Origin of the sequence: Paraburkholderia sp. SOS3 (assembly GCF_001922345.1) — a bacterium.
Taxonomy (GTDB): domain Bacteria; phylum Pseudomonadota; class Gammaproteobacteria; order Burkholderiales; family Burkholderiaceae; genus Paraburkholderia.
This window is the reverse complement of sequence record NZ_CP018811.1, coordinates 2,251,708-2,268,867: the sequence shown is the minus strand read 5'-3', so window position 1 is coordinate 2,268,867 and position 17,160 is coordinate 2,251,708. Positions and strand designations below refer to the sequence as shown.

The following is a 17,160-nucleotide window of genomic DNA, read 5'->3' as shown; positions in this document are numbered from 1 at the left end:
CCTCGACCTACCGTTCACGCAAGCTCTCCTCGCCCGTCTCGATGACGGGATCGAGAAAGTACCGCGCGACGCTGCGCTTGCCCGTGTGAATTTCGGCCGTCACTTCCATGCCGGGCGTCAAACGAACCCAGGCGCCGTTCGTGCGAATCCGGTTCGTCGGCACGCGTACGTGCGTCACGAACATCAGGCCATGCCGCCGGTCCTGAACCGCATCGTTCGACACCGACACGACGGTTCCCTTCAGATAGCCGAAGCGCGTATACGGAAACGCCTTGACCTTCACGAGCGCGGTTTGTCCGGGGCGAACGAAGCCGATATCCTTGTTCTCGATGTTGGCCTCGACTTCGAGCGTATCGTCCGGCACGATCTCCATGACCGGCTGCGCGGCGGTCGCGACACCGCCGAGCGTGTGCACCGAAAGCTGCTGCACCGTGCCGGCGACGGGCGCCGTCAGGCTCAGCAGCTTCTGGCGCGTATCGGCCTTGGTTTCGTCATTGCGGCTCTGGTTGTATTGCTGCATCGCCTTGTCGAATTCGTCGAGCTGCTTGCTGCGAAACGCAGACGTAATCGCTGCGATATCGGCGCGCTGCTCCTCGACCGCGGCCATCAACTCCTGCGATCCGCTCTCGCGTGCCGCAAGATCGTGTTCCGCGTCGAGCGCGGCTTGCTCTTTGGTCAGATAGTCGGTTTGCGCGACGTATTTATCGGCTGCGAGCGCGCGATATTCGTTTGCCTGCTGGCGTGCGAGCGGCGCGGTCGCCGAAAGCTTGCCGATTTCGACACGGATCGTCGCGAGTTCCGCCTCGCGCTTGCGCAGCTCGGCCTGCGATGCGACGAGTTTGTCCTGATACTCGCGATACAAGCCGTCCGCGAAATGCTGCGTCTGCGCCTGCTGCGCTGCCGACGCGCCGTCGACGCGCGGCACGAGCGGCGCATGCGCGCCGAGTTGGGCGTCGAGCAAGGCGCGCGAGCGCGCGGCCGCGAGCGCCGCATCGATGCGCGAGGCCCGCGCATTGTCGGAATCGGCCGCGGCCTGGGTCGCGTCGAGTTGCATGAGCAACTGGCCAGCCGCGACGCGCTGGCCGTCTTCGACGAGAATGCGGCGCACCACGCCCGTGATCGCGGGCTGGATGACCTTGACGCGCTCGCCCGGAATCAGCTTGCCTTGCGCAACGGCGACGATATCGAGCCTGCCGAAAAAGGCGAGCAGAAGCGTCAGTGCGGCGAGCACGACAAGTATTCGCATCGCCCAGCGTGGCGCCGGGTGCACGGGCGTTTCGACAAGCTCGAGGTTGGCGGGCAGGAACGCACGCTCATAAGGAAGGCGTGCTTCACCGTCGAACTGTGCGCGCATCGACCACGCGGCGCGAAACACGGCGCCATAGCTGCGCAGCAAATCGCCGAACGCCTGCAAGCGGATAAGGTTCATGATCGGACGCGCCGCATCAGCTGTTTTGAAGCGAGACCAGATGGGCGTAGTAGCCGCCCTGCGCGAGCAACTCCTCATGCGCGCCGCGCTCGACGATGCGGCCATGATCCATCGCGACGATATGGTTCGCATGCCTGACCGAAGACAGACGGTGCGCGATGATGATCACGGTGCGGCCCTCGCAGATCGCGCGCATGTTCTGCTGGATGATGCGTTCGGTCTCGAAGTCGAGTGCGCTCGTCGCTTCGTCGAAGATCAGGATGCGCGGATCGGTCAACAGCGCGCGCGCGATCGCGATCCGCTGGCGTTGACCGCCCGACAGGTTCGCACCGTGCTCGCCGACCACCGTGTCGTAGCCCTCGGGCAGCTCGGAGATAAAGCCATGCGCGCCGGCGAGCCGTGCCGCGTAGACGACGCGATCGAGCGACGTGCCCGGATCGGTCACGGCGATGTTCTCGCGGACCGAGCGGTTGAAGAGCAGGTTTTCCTGGAGCACGACGCCGATCTGCCGGCGCAGCCAGGCCGGATCGACGAGCGCGAGATCGATACCGTCGATGCGCACCTGGCCTGCCTCGGGCATATACAACCGTTGCAGCAGTTTGGTCAGCGTGCTCTTGCCCGAGCCCGAACGGCCGACGATGCCGACCACTTCGCCCGCGCGAATCTCGAGCGAGATATCGTGGAGCACCGGCGCGCCGTCGGGGCGGTAGCGAAATCGAACGCCCTGGAAGCTGATATGGCCTTTGATCGCCGGCAAAGCCTGGCGGCTCGGCGGCAGTTCCGTGCGCGTATTGAGCACGTCGCCGAGGCGCGCCATCGAGATGCCGATCTGCTGAAAGTCCTGCCAGAGCTGAGCAAGCCGCAGCACGGGCGCAACAACGCGCTCGGACATCATATTGAACGCAACGAGTTCGCCGACCGACAGTTTGCCTTCTATTACTAACCGCGCGCCGAAAAACAGCGACAGCAGATTCACGAGCTTGCCGATCAGCTGGATCAGTTGCTGCCCGATATTGCCGAGCGTGCTGACGCGAAATCCGGCCGCCACATACGCGGCAAGCTGATTGTCCCAACGCCGCGTGAATTGCGGCTCCACCGCCATCGCCTTGACGGTTTCGGCACCCGATACGGTCTCCACGAGGAACGCCTGGCTATCCGCGCCTCGCGCGAATTTTTCGTCGAGACGTGCGCGCAGCAGCGGATTGAACGTCAACGAGACGCACGCATAGACCGGCAGCGACACGACGACGATCAGCGCGAGCGGCACGCTATAGACAAACATGACGCACAGAAAAATGATCGAGAAGAACAGGTCGATCACCGCCGTCAGCGCCTGTCCCGTCAGAAAGTTGCGGATGTTTTCGAGTTCGCGCACGCGTGCGACGGTATCGCCGACGCGCCGCACGACGAAATACGCGAGCGGCAACGCCAGCAGATGCCGGAACAGCCGCGCGCCGAGTTCGACGTCGATGCGATTGGCCGTATGCGAGAACACGTAGTTGCGCAGCCCGGTCAGCAGCACCTCGACGACCGAACTCACGAGCAAGGCGATGCACACTACGTTCAAGGTGTTGAATGCGCGATTCACGAGCACCTTGTCCATGACCACCTGGAACATCAGCGGCCAGACGAGCCCGAACAGTTGCAGCACCGCGGAAACCAGCAGCACTTCGAGCAACAGACGCCGGTACTTGACGACCGCGGGAATGAACCACGAAAAATCGAAGCGCGCCATGTCGCCCGCGAGCGACGCGCGCGAGGCGAAGACAAGCATCTCGCCGCCGCAGCGCGCGAAGACGGTTTTGCGCACGATCATGGTCGGCGCGCTCGCGCCCGCTTCCAGTATCAATGCCTTTTCGCCATCGCAGCCCGCGACGATGAAATGCTCGCCGTCCTTGTCGAGCGCGAGCGCGGGAAGGGGCGTCTTCGCAAGACGATCCTCCGCTACGCGAACCTTGCGCGTCTTCAGCCCTAGCGAGCGTGCCGACAGCACGAGGTCGCGGTCGTCAAAGCGCGTGGACTTGCCGCCCGCTGCGTGCCGAAGCTGCTCCGCTTCCGCCGGCAGCCCATGAAAGCCCGCAATCACGACTAACGCCGCGAGCCCAGGGTCGATCCTGGCGTTCGGAGAAACGTGCAGCTGCTCGGCTTGATCCATAGGCTTCGAACTCCGGGGGCGCGCAGTCAATGGATCCGCCCCGGGAGAGAGACGACGTCCGCATCCGCGCGATAACGGCACTGGCTACCAGCGACAAAACACCTGTCACTGCGCCGCTATTCCGCAGACGGATAGTTGCGATACGTCATCGGCACAACACGGATCGATGAACGAATTCGAATGGAGTCGACGCAACAGCAAAAAAGCGCGCCGACGATAGCGCAGCCCGTGATGACAGTCACTACTGTGAACTGCGCAGCAGCCCGAGCCTCGCGAGACTTTCGGCAGTGGCAACGATAGCGTCCTCGCGCGAGCGCGGCGACCAGCCGAGCAGGCGCATGGCCTTTTCACTGGTGGCGTTCAGGACCAGGCCCAGCAATGGCACGGCCCCTCTCAGCGCCGGATCTTTAAGCGCGCCCAGACGCACGACCGCATTCGGCAGCACCCGCGTCGATACTTTGTCGGCCAATGGCCCCATGCGTTGTTTCAGCACCCCGGCGAGGTCGGCCAGCCACATACTCTCGCCGGCAATCGCGAGGAAACGCTCGCCGCGGGCAGCTTCGTGCGTCATGGCGCGCAGATGCAGGTCGGCCACATCGCGCACATCGACAAAGCCCGAATTGAGTTTGGGGTTGCCCGGTTGGCCCTCGAGGATGTTTTTGATGAGGCGGATCGAATGCGAATAGTCAGCGCCAAGCACCGGCCCGAGCACGGTGACCGGATTGATGGCCGACAGTTCGAGGCCCTGCCCTTCGCGCGCGACGAAGTCCCAGGCCGCGCGCTCCGACAATGTCTTCGATTTCTGATAAGGCCAGACATGCTTGCTGGTCAGGTCGCTCCAGTCGGTCTCGTTGAAGGGCCGCGTCATTGGCCCGTGGCCGGCGCAAATCGCACCGAAGGCGGAGGTCAGCACGACGCGCCTGACCCCGGCATCGCGCGCGGCGCGCAGCACCCGCACGTTGCCGTCGACCGCGGGCCTCGTCCATTCCTCATCGCTCGTTTGATTGCCTGTCGGTGTCGGTGAGGCTCCGTGCATCACGTATGTGCAACCGGCAGCGGCCTCGGCCCACCCGTCGTCCCTTCCCAGATCGGCCGCGACGAACGACAGGCGTTCGCCCGCCTCGACGCCGCCTGTCCTGAGGTTTGCGCGTACCTCGGCTTCGCGCGCCAGCGAACGTACTGTCGTTCGAACGCGATACCCATCGTTCAGCAGCGCCAGCATGCAGTGCTGCGCAATAAATCCGGTCCCGCCAGTGACGAGAACCTGTACGTCTTTGTTGCTCATATTGATTTTCCGAATGACCGTTACGAATTCGTCATCACGGAGGTTAAGCGCCGGCATCCGGATTGTTAATGCTTGCCAGTGCGATTTGCTTGCGCGATAGTACGAACATGAATGCCGATCCGTTTTCCGACATCCTCAAGTTCACCCATGCCGAATCGCTGGTGACCGGCGGTTTTACCGCCGGCGGCGCGTGGGCCATCCGTTTTCCGGCGCCGGACAAAATCAAGTTTTTTGCGGTGGTGAAAGGCACCTGCTGGGTTCGCATCGACGGAGAAGCCGAACCAATCCATTTCAGTACCGGGGACGTCGGACTGTTGTCGGCGAAGCGTGCTTTTGTTCTGGCCAGCGATCCCGATGTCGCGCCCATCGAGGCGATGAGCGTGTTCTCCGGCGCCGGCAGATCGACGGCCGTCCTCGGCGACGGCAACGACTTCGCCCACATCGGCGGCCATGTCCTGCTCGATCCGACGAGCGGCCGATTACTGTCCGACGTGCTGCCGCCGTGGATCCATGTGTCCGCTGCGTCGCCGCAGGCGATCACCTTCCGGTGGCTGCTCGATCATCTCGTCGAGGAGCGCGGGTCCGATCTGCCCGGAGCACAACTCGTCTCGGCTCAGCTCTCGCAACTGCTGTTCATCCAGATTCTGCGAGCGCACCTGAAAACGTCCGGCCCGATGTCGGCCGGGTGGCTGCGGGCATTGCGGGATCCGCGCCTCGCTCCGGCGCTGCGGCTCATGCACGGCGATCCCGCGCGGTCCTGGCATCTCGATGAGCTCGCCAAGGCATGCGCCATGTCGAGGACGACATTCGCTTTTCACTTCAGAAAGACTGCAGGCATCGCGCCGCTGACCTATCTGACCGAATGGCGCATGCGGCTTGCCGAGCGCGCATTGCGGGAAGGGGACGCGCCGGTGGCGGTGATCGCCCAATCGCTTGGCTATGCGTCCGAGAGCGCGTTTAGTCACGCCTTCAAACGGATCACCGGCAGTTCGCCGAAGACATTTCGGCATGCCGAACGAATGTCGGGATCGCGTGTCGCCGAGGATGGGATCAGGGGAGCAGCGCCCGACGAAGTGCCGTCCGTCGAGGTTGTCTAGTCGGGGGCGTTGGGGCGATGCCGCGATGGATGTCGGCAGGCGAGCTCGATCGGGATCGATGTTAGCCGTCAGGATGCGTGCCTTGGCATCGGTTGGGGTGGCATTGAGATCATAGGCCGCATCGGTAGAAAAATGTATCGTTCCGAGGTTTAATACTCCACTCCCTCTTCGTTAACAGCTGCTTAATGATCGAACTGGATGACATGCGACTGTTTCGCGCCCTCGGCGCGTCACAATCACTCGCCGCGGCGGCCCGAATATTGAACCTGACACCGCCCGCCGTCACGGTACGTTTGCAGCGTATCGAAGAACGTATGGGCGTTCGATTGGTCACGCGCGAGGCAAGGGGCATCTCGCTCACCCAGGAGGGCCAGCAACTGGTTCAGGAAGCGATCGAGATCCTCGAGCGAATCGAGTCGATTCCGTCACGCGTCTCGGGCGAGACGGCCGGCGTCGGCGGTCATTTGCGCGTCGTCGCTCCATTTGGCTTTGGGCGCGCACATGTCGCGCCGCTGATTCGCGATCTGCATCGCTCGCATCCGAATCTCGCGATTTCGCTGATCCTCTCCGACAGTCCGCTGACGGCGGCGGCGGGTGCCGATGTGGTCGTCTCCATCGGCAACCTCAAGGGGTCGTCGTGGGTCGGACACTACCTCGCTCCGAACGAGCGTTTTCTGTGCGCAAGTCCGTCCCTCGCGCGCCGCCTGTCGAAGCTCGACCATCCATCGCAACTCACGCAGTACGAATGGCTAACCTTGCGCGAGAACGACGAAGACGTGACCCGCCTGCGCTTCATCCAACCCGACGCCGACGGCAAACGCGGCGGCAAATCGGTCACGATCCGGCTGGACGGCGCCTTGTCGTCGAACGACGGTACCGTCGTCAGCGACTGGGCGATCGACGGCCTCGGCATTGTCGAGCGATCCGAATGGGATGCGGCACGGCTGATCGCGGCCGGAAAACTGAAGCGCGTGTTGCCGTCATGGCGGCTCGAATCGGCGCCTGTCATGGTCCTGACGCCCACGCGTCACGGCCTGACAATCCGCCAGTCCGTCTTTCTCGAAGCCGCCAAACGAGCCTTCGACCCCGTCCCCTGGCGCACATGACGTAGTGACCGGTCATTTAATCGGGCTTAACGATCGCTTTATCCTTCGTTAATCACAAGCTCGCCCTGCCCTCCTATAGTGGCCAGCATCCGCACGGCGCCACGCCGATGCCTGAGCACCACTAAAGCAAAGAATCGCAGGGAGCCGCAGATGGAATTGCCGTCGTTGAACACGCCCGCAGCACTGATCGATGTCGAGCGCATGAATCGCAATATCGACCGGATGCAACGGCGTATGAACGCCCTGGGCGTGAGCTTTCGCCCGCACGTGAAGACCACCAAATGTGCTCAGATTGTCAGGGCGCAGATCGACGCCGGTGCGCGCGGCATCACCGTATCCACGCTGAAGGAAGCCGAACAGTTCTTCGCCAGCGGCATTCGTGACATCGTCTATGCAGTGGGGATGGCGCCGGCCAGGCTGCCGCAGGCACTGGCGCTGAGACAGCAAGGCTGCGCACTGAAAATCGTCGCCGACAGCATCGCGTGCGCGCAGGCCATCGTTTCCTTCGGGCGGGAGCATCACGCAACATTCGAAGTCTGGATCGAAATCGACGTGGACGGTCATCGGTCGGGTATCGCGCCCGACGACGACCTGCTCCTCGAGGTCGCGCACACCCTGTCGGACGGCGGCATGGTCGTTGGCGGCGTGATCGCCCATGCGGGCTCCAGCTACGACTACGACACGCACGACGCGCTGGTCCGGATTGCCGAACAGGAGCGTTCGGGCTGCGTGCGCGCGGCACAACGTCTTCGTGCGGCGGGCCTGCCATGCGAGGTCGTGAGCATCGGCTCGACGCCGACCGCGCTAGCGGCCGAGCATCTTGAAGGCGTGACCGAAGTTCGCGCCGGAGTCTATGTGATGTTCGATCTCGTCATGCATGGCGTAGGCGTCAATCAGATGCCCGAAATCGCTCTGAGCGTCCTGACCACCGTGATCGGCCACCAGCGCGAAAAAGGCTGGGCTATCGTCGACGCGGGATGGATGGCCATGAGCCGCGATCGCGGCACGCAGCGCCAGAAGCACGACTTCGGTTATGGGGCCGTGTGTCGGGAAAACGGCGAAGTGCTGGACGGCTATCTCATGAGCGGCGCGAACCAGGAGCACGGCATCATTTCCCGATCCGGTTCGCCGGACCATGAGATCGAGACGCGCTTTCCGCTTGGTACGCGGCTGCGCATTCTTCCCAATCATGCATGTGCCACGGGCGCGCAACATCCGGCCTATCAGGCCATCATGCCGGACGGCACGATTGAAACCTGGCCGCGTTTCTACGGCTGGTGATTCGCCGCTCCACCGAGTCATGCCAATCAGCACGCCACATAAAATGCTGCGCGAGCCACGTCAAACGCGGTTTTCATGTTCTTTTGAAATTTTTTTCGAGCGTTGTTGCGCGATGGTCAACGCGTAACATGAAGACGCTTTCGACCCACATCGCGCCCGTCGAAATCTTCCCGACTCGCGCGCTCAGCGGACTCGACGGCATGCCTATTTCAACGCAAGCAATCTCACCACGGATTAATCGAGGACATATAGATGGGACGTGCTGCACGAGGATACGCTGCCACTTCATCGACGACGCCATTGAGCCTGTTCGACTTCGAACGCCGCACTCCGCGCAACAATGATGTCGTAATCGAAGTGTTGTACTGCGGTGTTTGTCATTCGGACCTGCATAGCACGCGCAACAATTGGGGCAACGCCAGATACCCGATGGTGCCGGGCCATGAGATCGTCGGACGGATCAAGGAAGTCGGCTCCGACGTGACGCGTTTCAAGGTGGGAGACCCTGTGGGCGTAGGTTGCATGGTCGATTCATGCCAGCACTGCAAGACATGCCTTAATGGGCTCGAACAGTATTGCGAGAACGGTGCGACTTCGACGTACAACAATACCGATCGGCATGATCAATCCCGCACTCAAGGCGGGTATGCCGACGAGATTATCGTGTCGGAGAAGTTCGTCCTCAGGATGCCGGATAACCTCGATCTCAAGGGCGCGGCACCGCTATTGTGTGCCGGTATCACATCGTATTCGCCGTTGCGGCACTGGAACGTCGGCGTCGGTTCGCGGGTTGCCGTCATCGGATTGGGTGGCCTCGGTCATATGGCCATCAAGCTGGCCAGCGCGATGGGCGCCGAAGTGACGCTGATCACACGATCGCCTGGCAAAGACGCGGATGCCCGTGCGCTGGGCGCCCGCGATGTCGTGCTGTCGAGCGATGCACTGCAGATGAACGCGGCAAAAAGCCGCTTTGATCTGATTATCGACACCATTCCATACCAGCACGACCTCAATCCTTATGTTGCCACGCTTGATTCGGGCGGCACGCTGGTGCTCGTGGGCTATTTCGGCCCGCTCGAACCCGCGCTGAACTCGTCGCCGATGTTGTCCAAGCGGAAATCGGTGGCGGGCTCGTTCATCGGCGGCATCGCGCAAACGCAGGAAATGCTCGATTTTTGCGGCAAGCATGGCATCACTTGCGAGATAGAAATGATCGATATTGAACAGGTCAACGAAGCCTTCGACCGGATGCTCAGAAGCGACGTTAAATATCGGTTTGTGATTGATCTGGGCTCGCTGAAGTCCGGGATCTGAAGTTCAGGATCGGGAACAAAATCAAATGAACCAGGATTGTGCCGTCAGCGCTACGCCTTCAACGCAAGCGCTTCACTATCGAAGCTTCACGCCAGCCGACTGTCCGGCGGCTTGTGGTTTGTCGACCGCTTTCAGTTGGCCGCATCGTGCGGAAGACTGGCAATTCGCGGCCGAACAGGGCACGGGATTCGTCGCCGAAGAAAACGGCGCGCTGATCGGCACGGCGTTGTGCTGGAAGTTCGGCACGGACCGCGCGTCGCTCGGTCTCGTGATCGTGTCGCAGGAGCATCAGGGACGCGGCATCGGCCGCAAGCTCATGGAGTTGGTACTCGAAGAACTGGGGCCGCGCATCACGTTTTTGCACGCGACACCGGCAGGCCGTCCGCTCTATGAAAAGCTCGGTTTCGACGTATGCGACTCGCTGGACCAGCATCAGGGGACCGTCGGCAAAACCTTGCCGGTCGCATTGCCCGACGGCGAACGACTGCGAAGCGCGACGGCTGCCGATTTCCCGGCACTCATCGAACTCGCGACGCGCGCTTCGGGCCTCGAACGGAACGCGATGATGTCAGCGTTGCTGAAAATGGGCGACAGCGTGGTGCTGGAGCGCGACAGCGAGATTATTGGATTTTCGATCCTGCGCCGCTTCGGCAGAGGCCTCGTCATCGGCCCGATGGCCGCGATGCGCTCGCCCGACGATCTTCGTGCGAAAGCCTTGATTGGCTATTGGCTGAACAACCGCGAAGGTGAATTCATTCGAATCGACGTGCCGGCCGGCGCGAGTCTGGCCGACTGGCTGGCCGCGCAAGGACTGAAGCGCGTCGACACCACGATCAGGATGGTCCGCAACGCACCCGCCGTCGCGCATCAAGGCGCCCCCGACCCTGTCTACCGGCTATATGGGATCGTTAGCCAGGCGATGTTCTAGACGTTCCGGCAAGCCCGTTTGCCAGCAGACGATCGACCCCGACACGCGACCCACGAAGGAACTCTCACAGATGCGCGTACCGTTGACCCGCATTGACACCACCCCCACGCTCCCCGATAGCGCCGACGTCGTCGTGATAGGCGCGGGCATCGTCGGCGTATTCACCGCATGGTTTCTCGCGAGGCGCGGCGTAAAAGTCGCGCTGATCGAAAAAGGGTTGGTCGGCGGCGAGCAATCCAGCCGGAACTGGGGCTGGTGCCGGCAACAGAACCGCGACGCGCGCGAATTGCCGATTGCGACCGAAAGCCTGCGACTCTGGCAACAGTTCGAAGACGAATCCGGCGAATCCGCTGGTTTTCGCCGCAGCGGTCTGCTGTACCTGAGCAATGACGACGACGAACTCGGAAAATGGACGCGCTGGTGCGAATTCGCACGTACGGCCGGCGTCAAGACCGAGGTGCTCGGCAGCAAGCAGGCCAACGAGCGGGCTACCGCTACCGGGCGCAGCTGGAAGGGTGGCGTGTTTGCACCGACCGACGGCACGGCCGACCCGGCCAACGCCGCACCGGCTGTCGCGCGCAGCATCATCAAGCTCGGTGGCACGGTTCACCAGAACTGCGCGGCACGCGGCATCGAAACCGAGGGCGGCAGGGTCAGCGGCGTGGTGACCGAGCACGGCGTGATCCGCACGAAGATCGCGGTCCTGTCGGGTGGCGCATGGGCGTCGACGTTTTGCCGGCAACTCGGCATCCGCTTGCCGCAGGCCACCATCCGCTCGTCGGTCATGTCGATCTCGCTGGCACGCGGTACGTTACCCGATGCGCTGCACACGAAGAGCATCACCATCACGCGACGCGGCGACGAAGCCTATTCGCTCGCCATCAGCGGCCTGGCAAAGTTCGACCCTACGCTGCAAAAAGCCCGCTATGCAAAGGACTTTCTGCCGATGTTCGCGAATCGCTGGCGCAGTCTCAGCCCTGGCAATCTCGAAGGCGTGCGTTCCGGCCATGAAGGCATGGGCCGCTGGCGGCTCGATCGGCCAACGCCGATGGAAAAGATGCGCGTGCTGGACCCGTGCGTCAACCAGGCGACCCTCAAGGAGATTCGCAGGCGCGCGATCGATCTGTGCCCGGTGATCGGCGAAGCACGCGTGGCCGCGTCCTGGGCCGGCTATATCGACATGACGCCGGACGGCATCCCCGCGATCGGCGAAGTGCAGTCGCTGCCCGGCTTCGTGGTGGCCGCGGGTCTGAGCGGTCACGGCTTCGGCATTGGGCCAGGATGCGGTCATCTCGTGGCGGACATGGTCACCGGCGCGACCCCGCTCGTCGATCCCGCGCCTTACCGTCCGGAGCGGTTCGAAAAACCGGTGTGGGGCAAGGTCGCCGACTTCTGACAGCCGTTTCGACTTTCGCCCGCACGCTTTCCGCCTGTAGCGGCCGCAGGGTATCGACTCAAAGGACACCGAGCCATGCAATCACCGGTTCATCATCTGATTCAGGCTAACCATCTCGACCGGTTCTTCATCGACGGCGAATGGGTGGCGCCATCGGGCAAGACGCACGCCGCCGTGGTTTGCCCGTCCACCGAAGCGACGCTTTGCGAGATCCCGCTTGGAGACGCACACGACGTCGACCGCGCCGTCCAGGCCGCGCGCCAGGCGTTCGCGAGCTGGTCGATGACTTCGCCGCAGGAGCGCGCCGCCCTGCTCGACCGCGTTCATGCGCTGATCCTCGAACGGGCCGAACTGTTCGCGGCTGCCCTGACGACGGAAATGGGCGCGCCGATCAGCTACGCGCGCAGTGCCCATGTGCCGCTCGCGGCCGAACATATCCGCGTCGCACGCGACAACCTCGCCACTTACCCGTTCGTCGTCCAGCGTGGCACCACTGCCGTCGCCCGCGAGCCGATCGGCGTGTGCGCGCTCATCACGCCATGGAACTGGCCGATCTATCAGATCACCGCGAAGGTCGGGCCGGCGCTGGCTGCCGGCTGCACCGTCGTCCTCAAGCCCAGCGAGTGGTCGCCGTTGAGCGCGCTGCTGTTCGCAGAAGTCATCGCCGATGCGGGCGTTCCCGCGGGCGTATTCAACCTCGTGAGCGGCACAGGCCCGGAAGTGGGTACGGCGCTCGCGTCCCATCCGCAGGTCGACATGGTGTCGATCACCGGTTCGACACGAGCGGGCGTGCTGGTCGCCCAGGCCGCTGCGCCGACGCTCAAGCGCGTCGCGCAGGAACTCGGCGGCAAGTCCCCCAACGTCGTCCTGCCTGATGCCGATCTGCCTCGCGCCGTAGCACTGGGCGTAGCGGCTGCGTTTCGCAACATGGGGCAGTCGTGCAGCGCGCCGACCCGTCTGATCGTGCCGCGCGGCGCGATGGCTCAGGTCGATGAACTCGCGATAGCGGCGACCCGGCAGATGGTCGTCGGCGATCCCTTCGCCGAGGCGACGACCCACGGTCCGCTTGCGAATCGCGCACAGTTCGGCAGGGTGCAGCAGATGATCGAAGCGGGCATCGACGATCATACGAAGCTGATCGTCGGCGGCCCCGGCCGACCGGCCGGCTTGAGCGAGGGCTTCTATGTACGCCCGACGATATTCTCGGATGTGCGCACCGACATGCCGATTGCCCAGCAGGAGATCTTCGGGCCCGTGCTCGCGATCCTCGCCTACGACACGGTCGAAGAAGCGATCGCCATCGCAAACGACACCGTGTACGGACTCGGTGCGCATGTTCAGGGCACGGACAAGGCGCTGATGCGCGCGGTCGCCGCGCGCATCCAGTCGGGTCAGGTGCATCTGAACTATCCGGCGTGGGATCCGCAAGCGCCGTTTGGTGGTTACAAGCAATCCGGGAACGGACGCGAGTACGGCATCGAAGGAATGGAAGAGTACATGGAGGTGAAGTCGATCCTCGGGTACTACGATTGAACGATCGCGAGGCGTCGCGCAATCATGCCGACAATCTGAACCTGCACGGCTTCGAAAGGGCTTGAAATTGGCAACCGCGGATCTTCCCGATACCTCGTTGAGCGCGCACCAGCCGTATTGGGCGGAGTTGCGACGCGACCTTCACGCGCATCCCGAGTTGCGCTTCGAAGAACACAGGACGGCAGCGGTCGTCGCGCGTGAGCTCGAGGAGCTCGGTTATGCGGTGTCGCGCGGGCTAGGCGGAACGGGCGTCGTCGCGACCCTGCCCGGCGCGAATCCCGACTGGGGGATCGTGCTAAGAGCGGATATGGATGCATTGCCCATTCACGAGGCCAACGATTTCACGCACGCGTCCGGCACGCAAGGAGTCATGCACGCGTGCGGACACGACGGCCACACGGTCATGTTGCTCGGTGCCGCGCGCATCCTGAAAGGCATGCCGCAGTTGCCCGGCAGCATCCATTTCGTGTTTCAGCCTGGAGAAGAAGGCGGTGCGGGCGCACGAAAGATGATCGACGAAGGTCTGTTCGAGCAGTATCCAACCGAGGCGGTGTTCGGCATGCACAACTGGCCGGCATTGCCAGCCGGGCATTTCGGCTTGCGTGCCGGCCCGATCATGGCGGCCGGCTCGCGCTTGCGGATCACCGTGCGCGGCAAGGGCGCTCACGCGGCGCAGCCGCATCTGGGCCTCGATCCGATTCCGCTGGCCTGTTCGATGGTGCTGCATTGTCAGACGATCGCGGCGCGCCACAAGGATCCTGTCGATCCCGCCGTGATCTCCGTCTGCATGATTCACGCGGGCGACACCGACAACGTCATCCCGGACAGCGCCGAGTTGCGCGGAACGATCCGCACGCTGTCGTCTGAGTTGCAGCAAAAACTGCAGCGCGACATCGAGTCGATGTGCGAAGGGCTCGCTGCCGCTCATGGTGCACAGGTCGAGGTCGCGTTCTTCCAGTACTATCCCGCGACCATCAACACGCGCGCCGAGACTGCGCTATGCGAAGCGGTCATTCGCGAGACTTTCGGCGATGCAGGTACGCACGCCGACGTGCCGGCCAACATGACATCGGAAGACTTCGGATTCATGCTGGAAGAGCGGCCCGGTACCTATGTGCTGATCGGCAACGCCAACGCCGGCACGAGCGCGCCGGGTCTGCATAATCCGAAGTACGACTTCAACGACGACATCATTCCGGCCGGCGTCCGCTACTGGATCGCACTGGCGCATCGGTACTTCCAGACTCGCGAGCCCAGGCAGCCGGGCGGCCGTTGAACCGCCTTCGCTGGCGCTGCATTGCAGGACGCACGGCGATACCTCGAGGACGCCGGGAATCGCAGCCATGCGCAGCAGACCGTCGACAACGGTCTGCTGCGGTACGCCACAACGTCAGCCCTGCCACCAGACGTACTCGCCAAAGCAGAATCCCATCAGACCGCCGGTCGGGATCGACCCCAGGCCCCGCAGGCGCTTGTCGTAGCCGTCGAGCAGACTGATGAACGACGGGATGCCGATGCCGCCTTCGTTGCTGACGATCACCTGCATCTCGCCGTACATCTGCTTGCGTTTCGCGTCGTCGGTTTCGGCACGCGCGGCGATCAGCAGTTGATCGAATTTCGGATTGTTCCAGCCCGACTCGTTCCACGGCGCGTCGCTTTTGAAGAACTGCGTGAACAGCACGTCGGCGCTCGGACGCGGATTGATGCTACCGAATCCCAGCGGATGCTTCATCCAGTGATTCGACCAGTAGCCATCGGGCGGCACGCGGTTCACGGTGAGATTCACGCCGATCTTCTGCGCCGACTGCTGCATGAGCACCGCCATCTCGATCGAACCATTGGCATCCGAGGTTGCATAGATCGGCGGGATCGGCGTCCCGATTGCACCGGCCTTTTGCAGATGGAACTTTGCCTTGTCGAGATCATAGGGACGCTGCGGGAGCGATGCATTGAAGTAGCGATGGCCCGGCGGAATCGGCTGATCGTTGCCGATCACCGCGTAACCGCGAAAGATCGCCGTGCGGATCTGTTCGCGATCGAACAGATACTTCATGCCGAGCACGAAATCCGGATTGCCAGTGAGCGGGTGATCGCGCCGCATGATGAGGTCGGTGTACAACCCGGACTTCGTCTCCTTGACCGCATAGCCGGCCGTCGATGCCACCCGTTGCGTCGCGCGCGGGTCGACGGCACTGATCAGATGCACGTCGCCCGAGAGCAGCGCATTGACGCGTGCGGCGTCGTCGCTGATGCCGATCAGTTCCACCTGATCGAGATACGGTTTTCCCGGCTTCCAGAAGCCTTCGTTGCGCACGCCGATCGTCGACACCCCGGGCTTGAACGATTTCAGCCTGTACGGGCCGGTGCCGACCGCACTCGTGAAATCGGTCGTGCCGTCCTTGACGATCACGAGCTGCGGCGTCGCGAGAATGACCGGCAGATCGGCATTCGGCACGGTCAGCGTGATCGTCACTTCGTCGGGACCGGTCGCCTTGACGTCGGCGAACTGGTCAGCCAGTGTCTTGACCTTCGACCCCGTCGCCGGGTTCTTGTGACGCAGCAGCGAATACACGACGTCAGCCGGCCCGAGCGCCTTGCCGTCCGTAAACGTCACGCCTTTGCGCAGCTTGAGCACCCACGTCTTCGCATCGCTGGTATCGAGCGATTGAGCGAGGTTCATCTGCGGCGTGAGGCTTTCGTCCATCTGCGTGAGGCCGCTGTAGAACAGAAAGAAGCGGATGTAGTCCGGGCCTGCCGAACCCTTCGCGGGATCGAGTGTGTCGGCCGTCGAACTCGATTCGTAAGCGACCCTGATCTTGCCGCCCCGCTTCGGCGCATCGGCCGCGAATGCGCTGGTCGCGCCAGCCAGCAGCCCACCCGCGCCGCTTGCCAGCATGCCGCCGGCGGCCAGCATGCGCATCATGTCGCGGCGAGTGACGCCACCCTGTTTGATATCGTCGTCGTTCATACGAGTGCTCCTCAATACGTTCGGGATGGAATGTGCGTCGGTAGTGCTGCAGCTTGTCGTGCACGCCTGCCAGCGGCGTTAGAACCCGAGCGGACCTGCCTGTCGCCGCGTCCCGGTCAAACCGGTCAGCCCGGTCGAGAAGCGCTCGTCCTGATCGAATTTCAACATTCCAGAATATCGAAGGTGTTCCGTTCGATGCCATCGCGCCAGCACAAGCGATCGTTTTAACGACGCTTTTCAGCACGAATTGCTGCGCCGACGACGGCGAAACCCGCCGCGGCACATTCAGCAAGAACCGGCAGAGGGCCGCGCCACATAATTTCCCGGCGTCACACCGACGGCGCGCCGGAAATGACGACCCAGATGGCTCTGGTCGAAGAACCCAACCTCGGTCGCCACCACCGATGGCGGCACACCGTTGCGCAGCAGCGTCTGCGCGTGCCGCACGCGCACGAGACAGACATAACGATGCGGCGAGATGCCGACTTCCTGACGAAACAGCGTTGCGAAGCGGGACACGCTCAAGCCCGCCGTCGCGGCGAGCATCGCCAGACTGACCGGCTGCGCAAACGATGCTTCGATGAACGCGACCGCTCGCGCGACCGCGCGCGACGGTGCCCCCGGTTCGGCGATCGGAGGTTCGCCTGCGGCACACGTGAGCATTGTCG

The 17,160-nt window shown here is 63.1% G+C and carries 13 protein-coding genes; 8 read left to right on the top strand and 5 right to left on the bottom strand.

Annotated features, from left to right (window positions below):
* Positions 1-7 precede the first annotated feature (7 nt).
* From BTO02_RS10305 to BTO02_RS10295, 3 genes are all read right to left on the bottom strand, one after another.
* The gene (locus tag BTO02_RS10305; RefSeq protein WP_075156951.1) at positions 8-1,429 is read right to left on the bottom strand and encodes an HlyD family type I secretion periplasmic adaptor subunit; all 1,422 of its coding nucleotides are present in this window, start codon (positions 1,427-1,429) and stop codon (positions 8-10) included.
* Positions 1,430-1,445: 16 nt separating this feature from the next.
* Positions 1,446-3,584: a type I secretion system permease/ATPase gene (locus tag BTO02_RS10300; RefSeq protein WP_075156950.1), complete on the bottom strand. Its 2,139-nt coding sequence runs from the start codon at positions 3,582-3,584 to the stop codon at positions 1,446-1,448.
* A 241-nt stretch (positions 3,585-3,825) separates the two neighbouring features.
* Complete coding sequence (locus BTO02_RS10295; RefSeq protein WP_442953392.1) at positions 3,826-4,869, bottom strand: SDR family oxidoreductase; 1,044 nt, start codon at positions 4,867-4,869, stop codon at positions 3,826-3,828.
* 68 nt (positions 4,870-4,937) lie between these two features.
* On the opposite strand from BTO02_RS10295, the gene BTO02_RS10290 reads away from it, so the two are divergent.
* The 8 genes from BTO02_RS10290 (at position 4,938) to BTO02_RS10255 (ending at position 14,800) form a co-directional block, all read left to right on the top strand.
* The gene (locus BTO02_RS10290; protein ID WP_075156949.1) at positions 4,938-5,966 is read left to right on the top strand and encodes an AraC family transcriptional regulator; all 1,029 of its coding nucleotides are present in this window, start codon (positions 4,938-4,940) and stop codon (positions 5,964-5,966) included.
* 185 nt (positions 5,967-6,151) lie between these two features.
* Entirely contained in the window at positions 6,152-7,072 is a 921-nt protein-coding gene (locus BTO02_RS10285) for a LysR family transcriptional regulator (protein ID WP_075156948.1), read from the top strand.
* 150 nt (positions 7,073-7,222) lie between these two features.
* Positions 7,223-8,353 carry a DSD1 family PLP-dependent enzyme gene (locus tag BTO02_RS10280; protein ID WP_075156947.1) on the top strand — a complete coding sequence of 377 codons (1,131 nt, stop codon included), beginning with the start codon at positions 7,223-7,225 and terminating at the stop codon, positions 8,351-8,353.
* 252 nt (positions 8,354-8,605) lie between these two features.
* The gene (locus BTO02_RS10275) at positions 8,606-9,667 is read left to right on the top strand and encodes an NAD(P)-dependent alcohol dehydrogenase (RefSeq protein WP_075156946.1); all 1,062 of its coding nucleotides are present in this window, start codon (positions 8,606-8,608) and stop codon (positions 9,665-9,667) included.
* Positions 9,668-9,692: 25 nt separating this feature from the next.
* Positions 9,693-10,595, top strand: coding sequence for a GNAT family N-acetyltransferase (locus BTO02_RS10270; protein WP_075156945.1), 903 nt, complete (start codon positions 9,693-9,695; stop codon positions 10,593-10,595).
* 70 nt (positions 10,596-10,665) lie between these two features.
* A complete protein-coding gene (locus tag BTO02_RS10265; protein ID WP_075156944.1) occupies positions 10,666-11,991 on the top strand; it encodes an NAD(P)/FAD-dependent oxidoreductase in 1,326 nt (441 codons plus the stop codon).
* A 75-nt stretch (positions 11,992-12,066) separates the two neighbouring features.
* Entirely contained in the window at positions 12,067-13,524 is a 1,458-nt protein-coding gene (locus tag BTO02_RS10260; protein ID WP_075156943.1) for an aldehyde dehydrogenase family protein, read from the top strand.
* A 67-nt stretch (positions 13,525-13,591) separates the two neighbouring features.
* A complete protein-coding gene (locus BTO02_RS10255) occupies positions 13,592-14,800 on the top strand; it encodes a M20 aminoacylase family protein (protein ID WP_075156942.1) in 1,209 nt (402 codons plus the stop codon).
* A 114-nt stretch (positions 14,801-14,914) separates the two neighbouring features.
* On the opposite strand, the gene BTO02_RS10250 is transcribed toward BTO02_RS10255, so the two are convergent.
* Both BTO02_RS10250 and BTO02_RS10245 read right to left on the bottom strand, forming a co-directional pair.
* Positions 14,915-16,492 carry an ABC transporter substrate-binding protein gene (locus tag BTO02_RS10250; RefSeq protein WP_075156941.1) on the bottom strand — a complete coding sequence of 526 codons (1,578 nt, stop codon included), beginning with the start codon at positions 16,490-16,492 and terminating at the stop codon, positions 14,915-14,917.
* 285 nt (positions 16,493-16,777) lie between these two features.
* Entirely contained in the window at positions 16,778-17,155 is a 378-nt protein-coding gene (locus BTO02_RS10245) for a helix-turn-helix domain-containing protein (protein WP_075156940.1), read from the bottom strand.
* Between the last annotated feature and the right edge of the window lie 5 nt (positions 17,156-17,160).